This is a genomic window from Streptomyces sp. NPDC045678, from assembly GCF_056432085.1.
In genome coordinates, this window is sequence record NZ_JBWKJS010000010.1 from 333,831 (window position 1) to 347,819 (window position 13,989).

Annotated in this window: 12 protein-coding genes; 9 read left to right on the forward strand and 3 right to left on the reverse strand. The window is 71.6% G+C overall.

The window, feature by feature from the left end:
• Positions 1–54 precede the first annotated feature (54 nt).
• From AC07DO_RS32660 to AC07DO_RS32680, 5 genes are all read left to right on the forward strand, one after another.
• The gene (locus tag AC07DO_RS32660; RefSeq protein ID WP_479064812.1) at positions 55–1,293 is read left to right on the forward strand and encodes a serine hydrolase domain-containing protein; all 1,239 of its coding nucleotides are present in this window, start codon (positions 55–57) and stop codon (positions 1,291–1,293) included.
• A 135-nt stretch (positions 1,294–1,428) separates the two neighbouring features.
• Positions 1,429–2,526: a GNAT family N-acetyltransferase gene (locus AC07DO_RS32665; protein ID WP_479064814.1), complete on the forward strand. Its 1,098-nt coding sequence runs from the start codon at positions 1,429–1,431 to the stop codon at positions 2,524–2,526.
• A gap of 136 nt (positions 2,527–2,662) precedes the next feature.
• Positions 2,663–3,892, forward strand: a complete 1,230-nt coding sequence (locus AC07DO_RS32670; RefSeq protein ID WP_479064816.1) for a DegT/DnrJ/EryC1/StrS family aminotransferase — start codon at positions 2,663–2,665, stop codon at positions 3,890–3,892.
• Positions 3,893–3,922: 30 nt separating this feature from the next.
• Positions 3,923–4,471 carry an SRPBCC family protein gene (locus AC07DO_RS32675; protein WP_479064818.1) on the forward strand — a complete coding sequence of 183 codons (549 nt, stop codon included), beginning with the start codon at positions 3,923–3,925 and terminating at the stop codon, positions 4,469–4,471.
• Between the two features lie 273 nt (positions 4,472–4,744).
• The gene (locus AC07DO_RS32680) at positions 4,745–7,990 is read left to right on the forward strand and encodes an ATP-binding protein (protein ID WP_479064820.1); all 3,246 of its coding nucleotides are present in this window, start codon (positions 4,745–4,747) and stop codon (positions 7,988–7,990) included.
• Here AC07DO_RS32680 and AC07DO_RS32685 read toward each other — a convergent pair.
• The gene (locus tag AC07DO_RS32685; protein WP_479064822.1) at positions 7,911–8,702 is read right to left on the reverse strand and encodes an ABC transporter permease; all 792 of its coding nucleotides are present in this window, start codon (positions 8,700–8,702) and stop codon (positions 7,911–7,913) included. The genes AC07DO_RS32680 and AC07DO_RS32685 overlap by 80 nt on opposite strands.
• A complete protein-coding gene (locus AC07DO_RS32690) occupies positions 8,699–9,733 on the reverse strand; it encodes an ATP-binding cassette domain-containing protein (RefSeq protein ID WP_479064824.1) in 1,035 nt (344 codons plus the stop codon). Before AC07DO_RS32690 ends, AC07DO_RS32685 begins: the two co-directional genes overlap by 4 nt.
• A gap of 410 nt (positions 9,734–10,143) precedes the next feature.
• Between AC07DO_RS32690 and AC07DO_RS32695 the strand changes: the two genes are divergently transcribed.
• The gene (locus AC07DO_RS32695) at positions 10,144–10,728 is read left to right on the forward strand and encodes a TetR/AcrR family transcriptional regulator (protein WP_479064826.1); all 585 of its coding nucleotides are present in this window, start codon (positions 10,144–10,146) and stop codon (positions 10,726–10,728) included.
• Positions 10,729–10,731: 3 nt separating this feature from the next.
• On the opposite strand, the gene AC07DO_RS32700 is transcribed toward AC07DO_RS32695, so the two are convergent.
• Positions 10,732–11,226 (reverse strand): MarR family winged helix-turn-helix transcriptional regulator, encoded by a 495-nt coding sequence (locus AC07DO_RS32700; protein WP_479064828.1) that lies wholly within the window; start codon positions 11,224–11,226, stop codon positions 10,732–10,734.
• A gap of 170 nt (positions 11,227–11,396) precedes the next feature.
• Between AC07DO_RS32700 and AC07DO_RS32705 the strand changes: the two genes are divergently transcribed.
• The 3 genes from AC07DO_RS32705 (at position 11,397) to AC07DO_RS32715 (ending at position 13,931) form a co-directional block, all read left to right on the forward strand.
• Positions 11,397–12,866 carry an MFS transporter gene (locus AC07DO_RS32705; RefSeq protein ID WP_479064830.1) on the forward strand — a complete coding sequence of 490 codons (1,470 nt, stop codon included), beginning with the start codon at positions 11,397–11,399 and terminating at the stop codon, positions 12,864–12,866.
• A 218-nt stretch (positions 12,867–13,084) separates the two neighbouring features.
• Positions 13,085–13,498, forward strand: coding sequence for a peptidoglycan-binding domain-containing protein (locus AC07DO_RS32710; protein WP_479064832.1), 414 nt, complete (start codon positions 13,085–13,087; stop codon positions 13,496–13,498).
• Between the two features lie 73 nt (positions 13,499–13,571).
• On the forward strand, positions 13,572–13,931 hold the full coding sequence (locus AC07DO_RS32715) for an ArsR/SmtB family transcription factor (protein ID WP_479064834.1): 360 nt from the start codon (positions 13,572–13,574) through the stop codon (positions 13,929–13,931).
• Positions 13,932–13,989: the final 58 nt, after the last annotated feature.

Sequence of the window (13,989 nt, forward strand, 5' to 3'; positions counted from 1 at the left end):
CACGGGGGCGACAGAGCTCCCGCTGATACCTGTGACACCTGCGAGGAGTGAGGCATGGCGTTACACAAGCGCACGAAGACCGGCATGGTGGGCATCGTCGCGGCCGCGATCGCGGCGACCGCGTTCGTGACCCCGGCCCGAGCCGATTCAGGACGGACCGATTCAGGACGGACCTATTCAGGACGGGCAGAGGCGGGCCGGACCCAGTCGGCCGGGACCGAGGCGGCCCGGGCCTTCGGGGACAAGCACCACCGGGCCACCCGGCGCGCCATGGACGCGGTCGTGCGCGCCGGCACCCCCGGTATCGCGGCACAGGCACGCGACGCGCACGGCGTCTGGTCGTCGGCGGCCGGTGTGGGCGATCTCGAATCGGGTGCGCCGCGCGGCAAGAACGACCGGTTCCGCGTCGGCAGCATCACCAAGTCGTTCGTGGCGACCGTGCTCCTCCAGATGGAGGCGGAGGGAGAGCTCGACCTCGACGACACCGTCGAACGTCACCTCCCCGGGATGGTGCGCGGCAACGGGAACGACGGCCGCGCCATCACCGTGAGACAGCTCCTCAACCACACCAGCGGGCTGTTCGACTACCTCGCCGACGAGGAGTACAGCAGGACGTATCTGCAAGGCGACGGCTACCTCACGCACCGGTACGACACCCTGCCGCCCGAGAAGCACGTGGCCGTGGCCCTCTCCCACAAGCCGTTGTTCGAGCCCGGCGCCAAGCACTCGTACTCCAACACCAACTACATCCTGGCCGGGCTGATCATCGAGAAGACCGGCGGCAGGACGTACGAGGCCGAGGTCCGCGACCGCATCATCAAGCCCCTGAAGCTCAAGGCCACCAAGAACCCCGGCAACAGCATCCACCTGCCCGGGCCCAGCAGCCGCGGCTACTCCAAACTCTTCCCGTCCGACCCCGACCGGATCGACGACATCACCGAGATGAACGGCTCGCAGGGCTGGGCCGACGGCGACATCGTCTCCACCACCGGTGACCTCAACCGCTTCTACCACGCGCTGCTGCGAGGCGAACTCCTGCCGCCGAAGCAGCTCAAGGCGATGAAGACCACCGTCGCCGTGCCCGACGCACCGGGCATGTCCTACGGCCTCGGCCTCTCACAGATCAGGACCAGCTGCGGCACCACGCTCTGGGGCCACGGCGGCGGCATGGTCGGCTGGCTCTCCATGGCCTTCAGCACGGAGGACGGCCGGCACCAACTGTCCTACAGCTACAACGCCGACTGGGACGGCGCGTCCATGCGCGCGATCCTCGACGCGGAGTACTGCGAGTGACGCGGCGCCGGCCCGGGCCCCGTTGGCGCGCTCGCGGTCGGCGCTCTTGACACATGCGTACGCTTTCGCGACCTTTGAGCCTCGCAGGGCAGGCGCGGGGGAGCGGTCAGCTCGCGGAAGGGCGGTCGGCCTGAGATGGACATCACGATCCACCGGCTCGACGGGCTGAGTGCATCGCTGCGCGCAGCCTGGCACCGGGCGATGGACGAGTCGCCCCGGTTCGCCAACCCCTTCCTGGCACCGGAGTTCGCGATGGGTGTCGCCCGGCACCGGGGCGGAACCCGCGTGGCGGTGTTGCGTGAGAAGGGGGAGGCCGTTGGCTTCCTGCCCTTCGAGCGCAACGCCTTCGGCGTGGGCCGGGCCATCGGCCTCGGCCTCTCCGACTGCCAGGCCCTCGTCCACCGGCCCGGAGTCACCTGGAGCACCCACCAGTTGCTGCGGGCCTGCGGGCTCTCCGTCTTCGAGTTCGACCATCTCGTCGAGGAGCAGGAACCATTCGGCGCGTACGTCACCGGCACCTTCGCCTCCCCGGTGCTCGACCTGAAGGTCGGCGAGGAGGAGAGCTACGCGGAGTGGCTGCGCGGCGCCTACCCGGGCCTGGCCAAGACGACGCTGAAGAAGGAGCGCCGCCTCGGCCGCGACGTGGGGGAGATGCGGTTCGTCCACGACGAGCGCGACCGCGAGCTGCTGCGCACCCTCATGCGCTGGAAGTCCGCCCAGTACCGCAGGACGGGCCGCATGGACCGCTTCGCGCGGCCCTGGATAGTCGACCTGGTGCACGACCTCTTCCAGGTCCGCGAGGACCACTTCACCGGCACGCTCTCCGTGGTGTACGCGGGTGACCGGCCGGTCGCCGCGCACTTCGGGCCGGCGTCGCGCACCGTGTCCGCCGCCTGGTTCACCGCGTACGACCCCGAGCTCAGCTACTACTCGCCGGGGCTCATCATGCATCTGCGGATGGCGGAGGCCGCGGGCCGGGACGGGGTGCGGATCATGGACATGGGCCGGGGCGACAAGGAGTACAAGGACTGGCTCAAGACCCGTGAACTGCGCGTCGGAGAAGGGTTCGCGATCCGCCCCCACCCGGTGGCGGCGGCGCACCGGCTGTGGCGCAGACCGGTGCGAGGGCTTCGGAACACCGTCCTTGCCCACCCCCGGCTCAGGGAGCCGGCCGACCGGCTCCTGAAGACCGTCGGCACGATGCGCACGTCGCGTCCGGGTTCCGGGCGCTGAGGGCGCCTCGGTCTCGGTAAGGCAGATGCGCGGGACGGGCACGGGAGCCGCACGAGAGCCGTACGGAAGAGACGCAGGAGCGGCGCGGAAGGAAGAGGGACGGAAGCGGTACTGGAGCGGTACGGAAGAGGTGAGGATGCCGTACGGATCGGGGCTCGCCACGACGATGGCGAGGCGGCTGGGACGCCCCTGCGTCTACACACCCTCGGCACGCCTCGCGCTCTATCTGGCGCTGCGGCACTGGTGCAGACCCGGCGCGCGCGTCCTGATGTCGCCGGTGAACGACGACGTGATCCTCTTCGTGGTCCTCGCGGCGGGACTGCGCCCGGTGCAGGCCCCGGTCTCCGTGTGGGACGGCAACATCGACCCGGCGGCCGTGCCGGAACGGACGTGGCGGAACGTGGACGCCGTCCTCACCACCAACCTGTACGGCATCCCCGACCGTGTCGTCGAACTCCGCCGCCGCTGCGCCCAGTTGGGCATACCGCTCTTCGAGGACGCCGCCCACGCGATCGGCACGCACGTGGACGGGCGGCCGATCGGAACGTTCGGGACGGCGGCGGCGTTCAGCCTCTCCAAACACGTGGCGGCGACGGCGGGCGGCTTCCTCGCCGTCGAGGACGAGGGGGCCTGCCGCAGGCTGGAACGGCTGCGCGACGAGCTCCTGCTGCCGCGCAGCCTCCGCGCCGACCTGTCCACCACCCTGCGCCCCCTGGCCCGTTCGGCCGTGCGGAGCCTGCACCTCGTGCACCCCGTCTGGCGCACCCTGCAGCGCCTCGGACTGCTGGAGCGCGACACGTTCCGCATGGACCTGCACGCGCCCCGTCTCACGCGCTGCGCGTCCGAGGCGCCGAGTCTCGCTGCGTACGATCCATGGGTCCGCGTCGACCTGCACGGCTACCGATCCCGCCACGGGGCGCTGGTCCGGGGGCAGTTGAAGCTGCGCACCGCCCGGCTCGACGCCGGCCTCGAGCGGCGCAGGGCGGGCTCGTCGCTCCTTGCGGGCACCGGCTGGGCGACCCGGGCGCTCCAGAACCGGCCCGCGGACGGCCGTCCGCCGCCGCTCTTCCGCGTACCGCTGCTGGTTCAGGACCGCGACCAGCTGGTGGACCGTCTGGTGCGGCACGGGGTCGTCGCCGGATACATCTACGATCCGCCGCTCGACGACTACGCGGGCGCCGAGTTCGTGGAGCCGTCCCCCGACCCGTCGGCCGCCCGCTGGTTCGCCGCGCACACGCTGCCGGCCGACCCGCTCCTGGCCCGGAGGATCACCAAGGCGCTGACGAAGGAACGGGCGGCACCGGCGCATCCGCCGCTGGGATCCCGCGATGATCTGGCGCTTCCCGTGCGGCCTACTGGCGGGTAAGGTCGGGGGCCGAGGAACGGAGCATTCCCCATGGCCCGCACGCTCACCGTGTCCCGCAGCATCTTGGTCCAGGCGTCCCCGTCGGAGGTGTACGCGCAGGTCAGCAGGCCCGCGCAGATGGGCCGCTGGAGCCCGGAGAACCTCGGCGCGACCGTGCCCGGCCCGGACGAACCGGCCACGACGGGCCTGGTCTTCCTCGGGCACAACAAGCGCGGAGCGTTCCGCTGGACCACCCGCTGCACGGTGACCGCGGCGGACCCGGGCAGCCGCTTCGCCTTCCGCGTGCACGCGATCGGCCTGAAGCGCCCCCGGCTGAGCGCGCCCATCGCCACCTGGGAGTACCGCTTCGAGGAGGTGGAAGCCTCGGCGGAGGCCGGTGCGGAGGCAGCGGGGGCGGTGACGCGCGTGACCGAGACCTGGACGGACGACCGGCGCTCCTGGCCGGACTTCGTGGCGAACGCCTTCGACCGGATCGCCACGCGAGGCCGGACCTTCGCCGCGTTCCAGGTGGGCAACATCGACCGGACCCTGCGCAACCTCAAGAGGGAGCTGGAGGGCGAGGGCGTCCCCAGCCACTGAAAAGCCACCGAGAGCCGTGATGCGCGCCACGCGTTGCCGAAGCCGTTGGAATCGCCGAAGACTCGCTCACCCGCGGCGTACCGCTGCCGGAGTTCGGTGAACGGCGTCTTCCCCGGAGGCGCGGCGCCGTCAGCCCCCAGTGCACACCCTCTGAGGGTGAGAGCCTGTCATTGAACCCCCGCCTGCGCCCCGGCGCCCGGCACGCACTCCCCCAAGCTCTCGGCTCCGCTCGAGCAGGGGAGACAGGCTCTGAGAGCTCACGGAAGGAACCGGGTGACCATCGACCTGACCCTGCTGGCGCGGGTCGCCCACCGCGGCCAGGAGATCACCGCACCCCGGCTCCGCGGCCTCCTCGCCCTGCTGGCCGACGACTTGCGCACCGGCTGCAGCGTGGAGCGGCTCGTGGCGGGCCTGTGGCCGGACAAGCTGCCCGACCGGCCGGAAAAAGCGGTACAGGTCCTCGTGTCCAGGGCACGGGCCCAGCTCGGCGCCGACATCATCGCCACCACGCCGACCGGGTACCGGCTCGCACTCGCCGAGGACCAGGTCGACAGCTCCGCCCTGCTCCTGCACGCCACCGCGAGCGCGGACCGGGCCAGGGCGGGGGACCACGCGGGATCGCTGGCGGCGGCCGAAGCCGGCCTCGCCCTGTGGGAGGGCGCCCCCGAGAACGCCCCCGGCGGAACCGGCACCGCCGACGCCCTCGTGGCCACACTGCGCACCGAACGCGCCGCCGCCCGCGACACCCTCGAACGCGCCCGGGCACTCGCCCTCGCCCGCCTCGGGCGGCACACAGAGGCGGCCGCACCGCTCGCCGCTGCCGCCGCCCGGCATCCGCGTGACGAAGAAGCGCTCGCCGAACTCCTCCGCGGTGAGGCGGCGACGGCGGGGCCGTCCGCCGCACTGACGCGGTACGAGACGTACCGGCGTCAGCTGCGCGACGAGCTCGGCACGGAGCCGGGCACCGGACTCAGGACCCTGCAACAGGAGCTGCTGCGCGGCGGGACGCCGGTCGTCCGCCACGGCGTGCTCCACGAGCCGAACCAACTCCTCGGCAGGGACATGGACATCACCGAGGTGCTGAGACTGCTGCGCACCGCGCGCGTCGTCACCGTCGTCGGCACCGGTGGTCTCGGCAAGACCCGGCTCGCGCACGCCGTCGGCCGCCGCGCCGAACAGCGCGTCGTGCATGTCGTGCCGCTCGCCGGCCTCACCGCGGACAGCGACGTGGCGGCGGAGGTGGCCGCCGCGCTCGGTGTGGGGGAGGGGCGGCCCGGCGGCATCGGCGGCCACGCCCCGGCCGACCCGACGGCCGGCATCCGCGCCGCGCTCGGAACCGGCCCCGCCCTCCTGATCCTCGACAACTGCGAACAGGTCGTCCGGGGCGCCGCCGACCTCGTACGAACCCTCGTGTCGACCTCCAAAGATCTACGAGTGCTCGCCACCAGCCGCGCCCCGCTGGACCTCACGTCGGAGGCGCTGTACGCCCTGCCGGCGCTCGGCCCCGACACCTCGGCCGCACTGTTCGCCCAGCGTGCCGAAGCCGCCCGCCCCAACGTGGAGCTGCCGCCGGACGCCGTGGCCGAGCTCTGCCGCCACCTCGACGGTCTGCCCCTCGCCGTGGAGCTGGCCGCCGCACGGGTCAGGGTGCTGTCGGTGCCGCAGATCGCCCGCCGCCTCGGCGACCGGTTCGCGCTGCTGCGGGGCGGGGCGCGGGACGTACCGGAGCGGCACCGCACGCTGCACGCGGTCGTCGAGTGGAGCTGGAACCTGCTCACCACCGAGGCCAGGGCCGCGCTGCGCACGCTCTCCGTGTTCCCCGGCGGCTTCTCCGGCGAGGCGGCGGAGCGGGTGCTCGGCGAGGAGGCGCTGTCGCTGCTGGAGCAGGTGTCCGACCAGTCGCTGCTCACCGTCGCCGACACGCCCGTCGGCGTGCGGTTCCGCATGCTGGAGACCGTACGGGAGTTCAGCGCGGCACGGAGGGAGGAGGCGGGCGAGGAGGAGATGGCCGTGGACCGGTTCCTCGCGTGGGCGCGGGAGTTCGGGGTCGCGAACCACGCCGGGCTCGTCGGCCCAGCAGTCTGCGGAGGCCCCACGAGCCCCATCGATTCCAATGACCCCAACGCCGCCCGGGAGCACATCAAGCCCGAGCAGGACAACCTCGTCCTCGCCCTGCGGTACGCGCTGGCCCGCGCGGACGGCCCCACGACCGCGGCCCTCACCGCCGTACTCGCCGCCCTGTGGTCGACCGACCTGAACTACGCGCGCCTCGTCGCCCTCGCCGCCGAAACCGGCCCGCCGCTGTCGCACTACCACCCCGAACCCGAGTACGTCGAAGTCGCGCGCGCCGCCGCGACGTTGTGCACGGCGAGCCTGTTCATGGACTGCGGCCCGCACGCGGTACGGCAGCTGGTCACCCTGCGCCGACTGCCCCCGGCCCCACCGGACACACTGCTCCGCGCCACCGCGCTGGTGCTCGGCACCATTCCCGACATGCGCCCTCCCGACTACACGGTGCTGCACGAACTCCGCGCGAGCGAACAGCCGTTGCTCGTCGCTGTGGCCGAGTGCGTCGCCACGTACGTGTGGAAGTACGAGCACGACCACGACCGCGCGCTCGCCTCGGCGCACCGGATGATCGCCGCACTGGCGCAGGTAGACAGCCCGACCCTGCGGGTGATGGGCCACGCCCGGCTGAGCGAGCTGTGCCTGCAGACGGGGCGGGGCGAGGTCGCCTACGAGCACCTCAAAGCCGTACTCGACGTGCTGCCGCGGCTCGGCGGCGAGCACGACTACGTGGGCATACGGCAGGGACTCGCCCTCGCCTGCCTGCAACGCGGCGACCCCGACGAGGCCGAGTACTGGCTGCACCGGGCGGCGGACGACGACCTTCCGCAGCAGGACGCCTTCTACAGTCCCGACCTCGGCACACGCGCGGAGATCGCGCTCGCCCGCGGACGGACGGAAACCGGCCTCGCTCTCTGGCGGCGCGCCGTGGAGCGGTTGCCCGAGGCGCAGCCGTTGTACGGCGGAGACCCCTGGCGCGACCCGTGGGCGCTGGTCGTCCAGTCGGCGGCGGTGACGGCGCACGCGCGCGCGGGCCGGCTCGAACCGGTCGCGGAGCCGGTCGACCGGCTCCGCGCACTCCTGTCCGACGCCTCGCACCCGGTCACGGAGCTTCCGGTGGTGGGGACGGTGCTGCACGCGCTCGGTATGGCGGGGCTCGCGTCCGGACCTGCGGCCGACACTGTCTCCGCCGTACGGATGGTCGCGCTGGCCGAACGGATGCGGGTACTGCGCGAGTTCCAGCCGACGATGTCGGCGGACCGCGCCCGGCAGGAGGCCGAGGACGCCGACAGGGCGGCGTACGCCGACGCGGTGTCGACGTACGCCGCCCTGGGGCGCGACGACCTGCGCGGGGCAGCCCGTGCGCTCGTGCTCATCTCGGGTCGCGATGGAACAGGGACGTCGACCAGAAGTAGCCGAACACCGCAAGGCCCAGGCACCAGGCGACGCTGAGCCAGCCGTCGCCGCCGATCCCGCTCCCGAGCAGCAGGCCGCGCAGCGTCTCGATGGCGGGTGTGAACGGCTGGTACTCGGCGACCGGCTGGAACCAGCCCGGCATCGCCTCGACCGGTACGAAGGCACTGGACAGGAACGGCAGGATGATCAGCGGGACCGCGTTGTTGCCCGCCGCCTCGGCGTTCGGGCTGACCATCCCCACGCCGACGGCGAGCCAGGTGAGCGCGAAGGCGACGAGCGACAGGAGCCCGAACGCGGCAAGCCACTCCACGGCCGTGGCATCCCTGGACCGGAAGCCGATGCCCACGGCGACGGCCCCGACGAGGACCACACTGGCCACCGACTGCAACACGCTGCTGACGACATGTCCGACGAGCACCGAGCCGCGGTGGATCGCCATCGTGCGGAAGCGGGCGATGATGCCCTCGGTCATGTCCATCGAGACGGACACCGCGGTTCCGACGAGGGTGCCGCCGATGGTCATCAGCAGGATGCCCGGGACCAGATAGTCGACGTACGCGGAGCGGTCGGCGCCGCCGCCGGCCATGCCCGCGCTCATCACGTCGCCGAAGATGTAGACGAAGAGGAGCAGCAGGACGACCGGTGTGAGCAGGACGTTCAGGGTGAGGGACGGATAGCGCTGTACGTGCAGGAGGTTGCGGCGCAGCATGGTGGACGAGTCGCGCAGGGCGAGGGAGAGGGCACTCACCGCGGGGTCTCCTCGGAGTCGGCGGACGCGGACGGTGCGGCGTCGTCGCCGGTGAGAGCGAAGAACACGTCGTCCAGGTCGGGGGTGTGCACGGTCAGCCGGTCCGCTTCCGCACCCGCCGCGTCCAGCCGGTCGAGGAGGGCGCGAAGCTGACGCTGACTGCCGTCGCAGGGGACCCGCAGCGACAGCGCCTCGTCGTCGGTGTCGGCCTCGTGCAGGGTGGCGGCGGCCGACCGGTACGCGCCCGGATCGTCGAACCGCACCCGCACGTGGCCGCCCGGCACGAGCCGCTTCAACGCGTCGGCGCTGCCCTCGGCGGCGATCCTCCCGTGGTGCAGGACGGCGATACGGTCGGCGAGTTGGTCGGCCTCTTCCAGATACTGCGTGGTGAGAAAGACGGTGACGCCCTCGGCGACCAGCTCCCTGACCACTCCCCACATGGTGTGCCGTGAGCGCGGATCGAGGCCGGTGGTCGGCTCGTCGAGGAAGATGATCCGCGGCTTGCCGACCAGCGTCATGGCGATGTCGAGCCGCCGCCGCATGCCGCCGGAGTAGCCGATGGCAGGCTTCTTGGCCGCCTCCACGAGGTCGAACCGCTCCAGCAACTCCCCGGCGACGCGACGGCCCTCGCGGTGCGGCAGGTGCTGCAGATCCGCCATGAGCCGCATGTTCTCCTCCCCGGTCAGCAGGCCGTCGACCGCGCTGAACTGCCCGGTGACGCCGATCGCGGCGCGGACCGCCTGCGGTTCGCGTACGAGGTCGAACCCACCGACCCGGATCGCGCCGGAACCCGGCCCGGGGGAGACGAGGGTGGAGAGGATCTTGACGGCGGTGGTCTTCCCGGCTCCGTTCGGCCCGAGCAGGGAGAAGACGGTCCCGCCCGGCACGGCGAGGTCGACACCGTCGAGGACGGTCTTGTCGCCGTAGGCCTTACGCAGTCCGTGCGCGGCGATGGCGAGTGCGGGTGGATGCCCGCCGGCGGGTGCGGTCGTGGCGGCTTCCGCCGCTTCGTATCCGGTTCGTGTCGTCATGCGACAGAGGGTGGGCGAGGGCGCATTCAGCGTGGTTGCACGGCGGTTTCAGCAGGCGCCGAGGGACCCCTCGCGCGGCAGCCGCGGGGGCCGTGTTCCGCGGCCGAAGGGACTGTGTCTGCGCGTCCGACGGGTGGGGCGGCTTCACCTGGCGGGAGGGGCGCGCCAGGGAGCGTGCGGCCCCACCCGTCGGGGCGGCTCCCGGTGGCGGGCAGGTGGCCGGAATCTCCCGCGTCGGCTGCCCTGCCGGTTGGTGAGCACACCGGGACCTGGGGTGGTGATGGGGGCCTGTGGTGAGTGGGGCGGAAAGCCGTGATCGCCAGGGACCAGAAAGACCGGTCTGTCTCGTGTGTCTATGCCTCGACCATGGCAGCGGGCGGCGCCCGTGTCCAGGACTATTCTGGACGGTGATGGACAGACGATCGCCGTCCGCGGCGGATCAGTTGGCGCCTCGCGAACGGATACTGAGGACCGCGTACGAGCTCTTCTCGCAGCGCGGCATCCGTGATGTCGGCATCGAGGAGGTCATCGCGCGTTCGGGAGTCGCCAAGGCGACCCTCTACCGGCACTTTCCTTCGAAGGACCAGCTCGTCCTGGCGTTCCTGGCCCGCAGGGAGCGGCAGTGGACCCTGGGGAGGGTCGTCGCGGGTGCCCGCAGCCGCGGCCGAACCCCGGAAGGCAGGCTGCTGGCCATTTTCGACGTCTTCGACGAGTGGTTCCGGGGCGACGACTTCGACGCCTGTACGTTCATCAACGTACTGCTGGAGATGGGCTGGAAGCATCCACTGGGACGGGCGAGCATCGAGTACCTGGAGAACATCCGCTCCCACGTGCGCGGCATGGCCGAGGAAGCGGGGCTGCGCGACTCCGACGGGTTCGCCCGGTCCTGGCACATCCTGATGAAGGGGTCGATCATCTCGGCGGCGGAGGGCGACCGCGACGCGGCCCTGAGGTCCAAGGACATGGCACGCATGCTGATCGCCCGGCACCGCTGACGGTCAGCCGTCCGGTTGTTGCCGGCGTGGCTTCGCCGGGTGGGCCTCGATCCGGTCGCGCGGCCAGGGACGGCCGTCGAGCCGTTCGATGTCACGGTTGAGGCGGGCGAGACAGTCCGCGAGCTGCGCAGCCTCCTCGGGCGACCAGTGGGCCAGGACCTTGCCGAGCCCCGTGACGTTCTCGGCCCTGTCGTCGTCCAGACGGCGCTCGCCCTCCTCGGTGATGGCGAACTTGCGGGCGATGCCGCCCTCCGGGTCGGGGATGCGCTCGACGACGTCCGCGCGCAGCATCGCGGCGGTCTGCCGGTTCAGTGTGGAGGTGTCGAGGCCGAACGCGTCCCGCAACTGGCTGATGGACATGGGGCCTTGGGCGCGGATCCGGTTGAGGATGATGTAGGCGCTGCGGTCGAGCCGCCCGCCGCCCCTCGAGGTCAGCAGGCTCATGTGGCGGCCGAGGAGCATCGTTTCGAACTCGATCTGGTCCAGCGGCTTGTCCATGCGAGCAGATATACCACGGATTGTGTGCATGTTGCACATGGTGTGCATGGCGCACAGGGTATGCATCATGCATATCTCGTGTACGGTGCACATCGTCTCCGTGGTGTCGTGCCACGGCACGTCGACCTACGGCAACAGACGGCATCTGCCGGCGACAACAGGGAGCACCCGTGGACAGTGCGCAACCCGCGACCCGGCCGGGCGCGGTGATCGGCATCCTCGCCTTCGCGGGCATCGTGGCCGCGATCACGCAGACCTTGGTCGTACCGCTGATCGCGGAACTCCCCGACCTGCTCGACACCTCCGCGTCCAACGCCTCGTGGGTCATCACGGCGACCCTGCTGGCCGCCGCCGTGGCGACCCCCGTCGCGGGCCGACTCGGCGACATGTTCGGCAAGCGCCGTATGCTGCTCGCCTCTCTCGTACCGCTGTTCGCGGGCTCCGTCGTGTGCGCCGTGTCCTCGTCCGTCGTGCCGATGATCGCCGGTCGCGGACTGCAGGGCATGGGCATGGGCGTCGTACCGCTCGGCATCAGCCTGCTGCGCGACGTGGTGCCCGCCGAGCGCCTCGGCTCGGCCATCGCCATCATGAGCGCCTCCATGGGCGTCGGTGGCGCGCTCGGCCTTCCGCTCGCCGCCGCGATCGCCGAGAACGCCAGCTGGCGCGTGCTGTTCTGGGTCGTCGCGGGTCTGGCCCTCGCCGTCGGCGCCCTGATCCTGGTCCTCGTACCCGCCGAACGGCAGAACGCCGCCCGCGGCGGCTTCGACGGGCTCGGCGCCGTCGGCCTGGGAGCCGGACTGATCTGCTTGCTGCTCGGCGTCTCCAAGGGTGCCGACTGGGGCTGGGGGAGCGCCACCACGCTGGGCCTGTTCGCCGGCGCCGTCGTCACGCTGCTCGTCTGGGCCTGGCGGGAACTACGCCTGACCGACCCGCTGGTCGACCTGCGGGTGACCGCCCGCCCCCAGGTCCTGATGACGAACGCGGCCTCGGTCCTGGTCGGATTCTCCATGTACGCGCAGTCGTTGGTCGTACCGCAGCTGCTCCAGCTCCCCGAGGCCACCGGATACGGCCTCGGCCAGTCGATGGTCGCCATGGGCCTGTGGATGGCTCCGGCCGGACTCATGATGATGGCCATGTCACCACTGGGCGCCAAGCTGTCCGCCGCTCGTGGCCCCAAGGTCACCCTGTCCGTGGGGAGTCTCGTCATCGCCGCGGGCTACGGCCTCGCCCTGCCCCTGATCAGTTCCGGTTCCACCTGGAGCCTGCTGATCGTGACGATCGTCTGCAACACGGGAGTCGGCTTCGCCTACGGCGCGATGCCCGCCCTCATCATGGGCGCCGTCCCCCCGTCGGAGACCGCGTCGGCCAACAGCTTCAACACCCTGATGCGCTCGATCGGCAGCTCCGTCTCGGCGGCCGTCATCGGAGTCGTCCTGGCCCGGCTGACCACGGACTTCGGCGGCTACGCGCTGCCCTCCGAGAACGGCTTCCGCGTCGCCATGGCGATCGGCTGCGGCGTGGGCCTGACGGCCGCGGTCGTCGCCGCGCTCATCCCCGTACGCCCCACGACCGACCGCGTCGCATCTGCCACGGTCCCGGCGCCCGCCACCGCCCCCGGGACGCCGGAGCCGAAGGCCTGAACCGGTACGCCGTACCGCGCACGATGGAGGGACGCGCCTCGCGCTACCGCGAGGGTTGACCCGCCGCACACCGTGAGGGCAGTCCCGCAAACCACGGGTGCAGGCAGGAATCACACCGCCGGTTGACGTATCCCGGCGGCCGTCTTCCTAGCGTGGACAGTGCCCGGGCATTCCCATCCGAGGCGGCCCCGAGGCCGCCCCCTCACCAGGGAGCTCACATGCCCATCCACCGCACTGCCGCGACCCTGCTGGCCGCGGGCCTCCTCGCCGGGACGGCGGTCGCCGGAGTCGCCGCCACCGCATCGGCCGCGACCCCGTCGGCAGCCACGACGGCCGCCACCACGAAGGCCGCACCGTCCACCGCCCTGGCCGCCTGCGCCTACTACTCGAACTTCGGCTACTACTGCGGCTACGACGTCAACAACACGTACACCGACTACGGCGACCGCGGCAACAAGGTCAAGGAGATCCAGGCGATCCTCCAGTACCGGGGGTACAACATCGGCCGCTACGGAGTCGACGGAAAGTTCGGGGGCGACACCCTCAAGGCCGTGAAGAAGTTCCAGCGCACCTGGAACCTCGAGGACGACGGCATCGTGGGGTCCAGGACCTGGGCCCGTCTGCGGGGCTGACGTCCCAGAACGCGGCACCGGAACAGCGAGACCATTCCGGTGCCGCCGGGGCGTACGGCCCTACGATGGACCCATGCCGGAGCGCACGGAGACCTCACCTGCACATCATGGGCACCAACGGAGCCCAGGCAGGGAGCAGTTGGAGACCGTCACGACCGTGTTCGCGCTGCTCGCCGACCCCACCCGCCTGCACCTGCTGTGGCTGCTGGCCGGGGGAGAGGCCGACGTGACCGAGCTGGCCTCCGAGAGCGAGGCGGCCCGGCCCGCCGTCAGTCAGCATCTGGCCAAACTGCGGCTCGCGGGCCTGGTCCAGGCCCGCAAGGACGGGCGCCGGATGGTGTATTCGCTGCGCGACGGCCATCTCCGACGCCTGGTCACCGAAGCGCTGAGCCACGCCGACCACCAGGTCACCGGCGCGCCCTGGCACGCGTAATTCTTCCCGTCGACATGTGCGCATCTGCGCACACGTCGTCTACTCTGAAGGTGTCCGG

Excerpts from the sequence above, each read along its gene's own strand:
- AC07DO_RS32670 (WP_479064816.1), top strand. The coding sequence starts at position 2,663 with ATGCCGTACGGATCGGGGCTCGCCACGACGATGGCGAGGCGGCTGGGA.
- AC07DO_RS32665 (WP_479064814.1), top strand. The coding sequence starts at position 1,429 with ATGGACATCACGATCCACCGGCTCGACGGGCTGAGTGCATCGCTGCGC.
- AC07DO_RS32710 (WP_479064832.1), top strand. The coding sequence starts at position 13,085 with ATGCCCATCCACCGCACTGCCGCGACCCTGCTGGCCGCGGGCCTCCTC.
- AC07DO_RS32715 (WP_479064834.1), top strand. The coding sequence starts at position 13,572 with ATGCCGGAGCGCACGGAGACCTCACCTGCACATCATGGGCACCAACGG.
- AC07DO_RS32675 (WP_479064818.1), top strand. The coding sequence starts at position 3,923 with ATGGCCCGCACGCTCACCGTGTCCCGCAGCATCTTGGTCCAGGCGTCC.
- AC07DO_RS32695 (WP_479064826.1), top strand. The coding sequence starts at position 10,144 with ATGGACAGACGATCGCCGTCCGCGGCGGATCAGTTGGCGCCTCGCGAA.
- AC07DO_RS32660 (WP_479064812.1), top strand. The coding sequence starts at position 55 with ATGGCGTTACACAAGCGCACGAAGACCGGCATGGTGGGCATCGTCGCG.
- AC07DO_RS32690 (WP_479064824.1), bottom strand. The coding sequence starts at position 9,733 with ATGACGACACGAACCGGATACGAAGCGGCGGAAGCCGCCACGACCGCA.
- AC07DO_RS32700 (WP_479064828.1), bottom strand. The coding sequence starts at position 11,226 with ATGGACAAGCCGCTGGACCAGATCGAGTTCGAAACGATGCTCCTCGGC.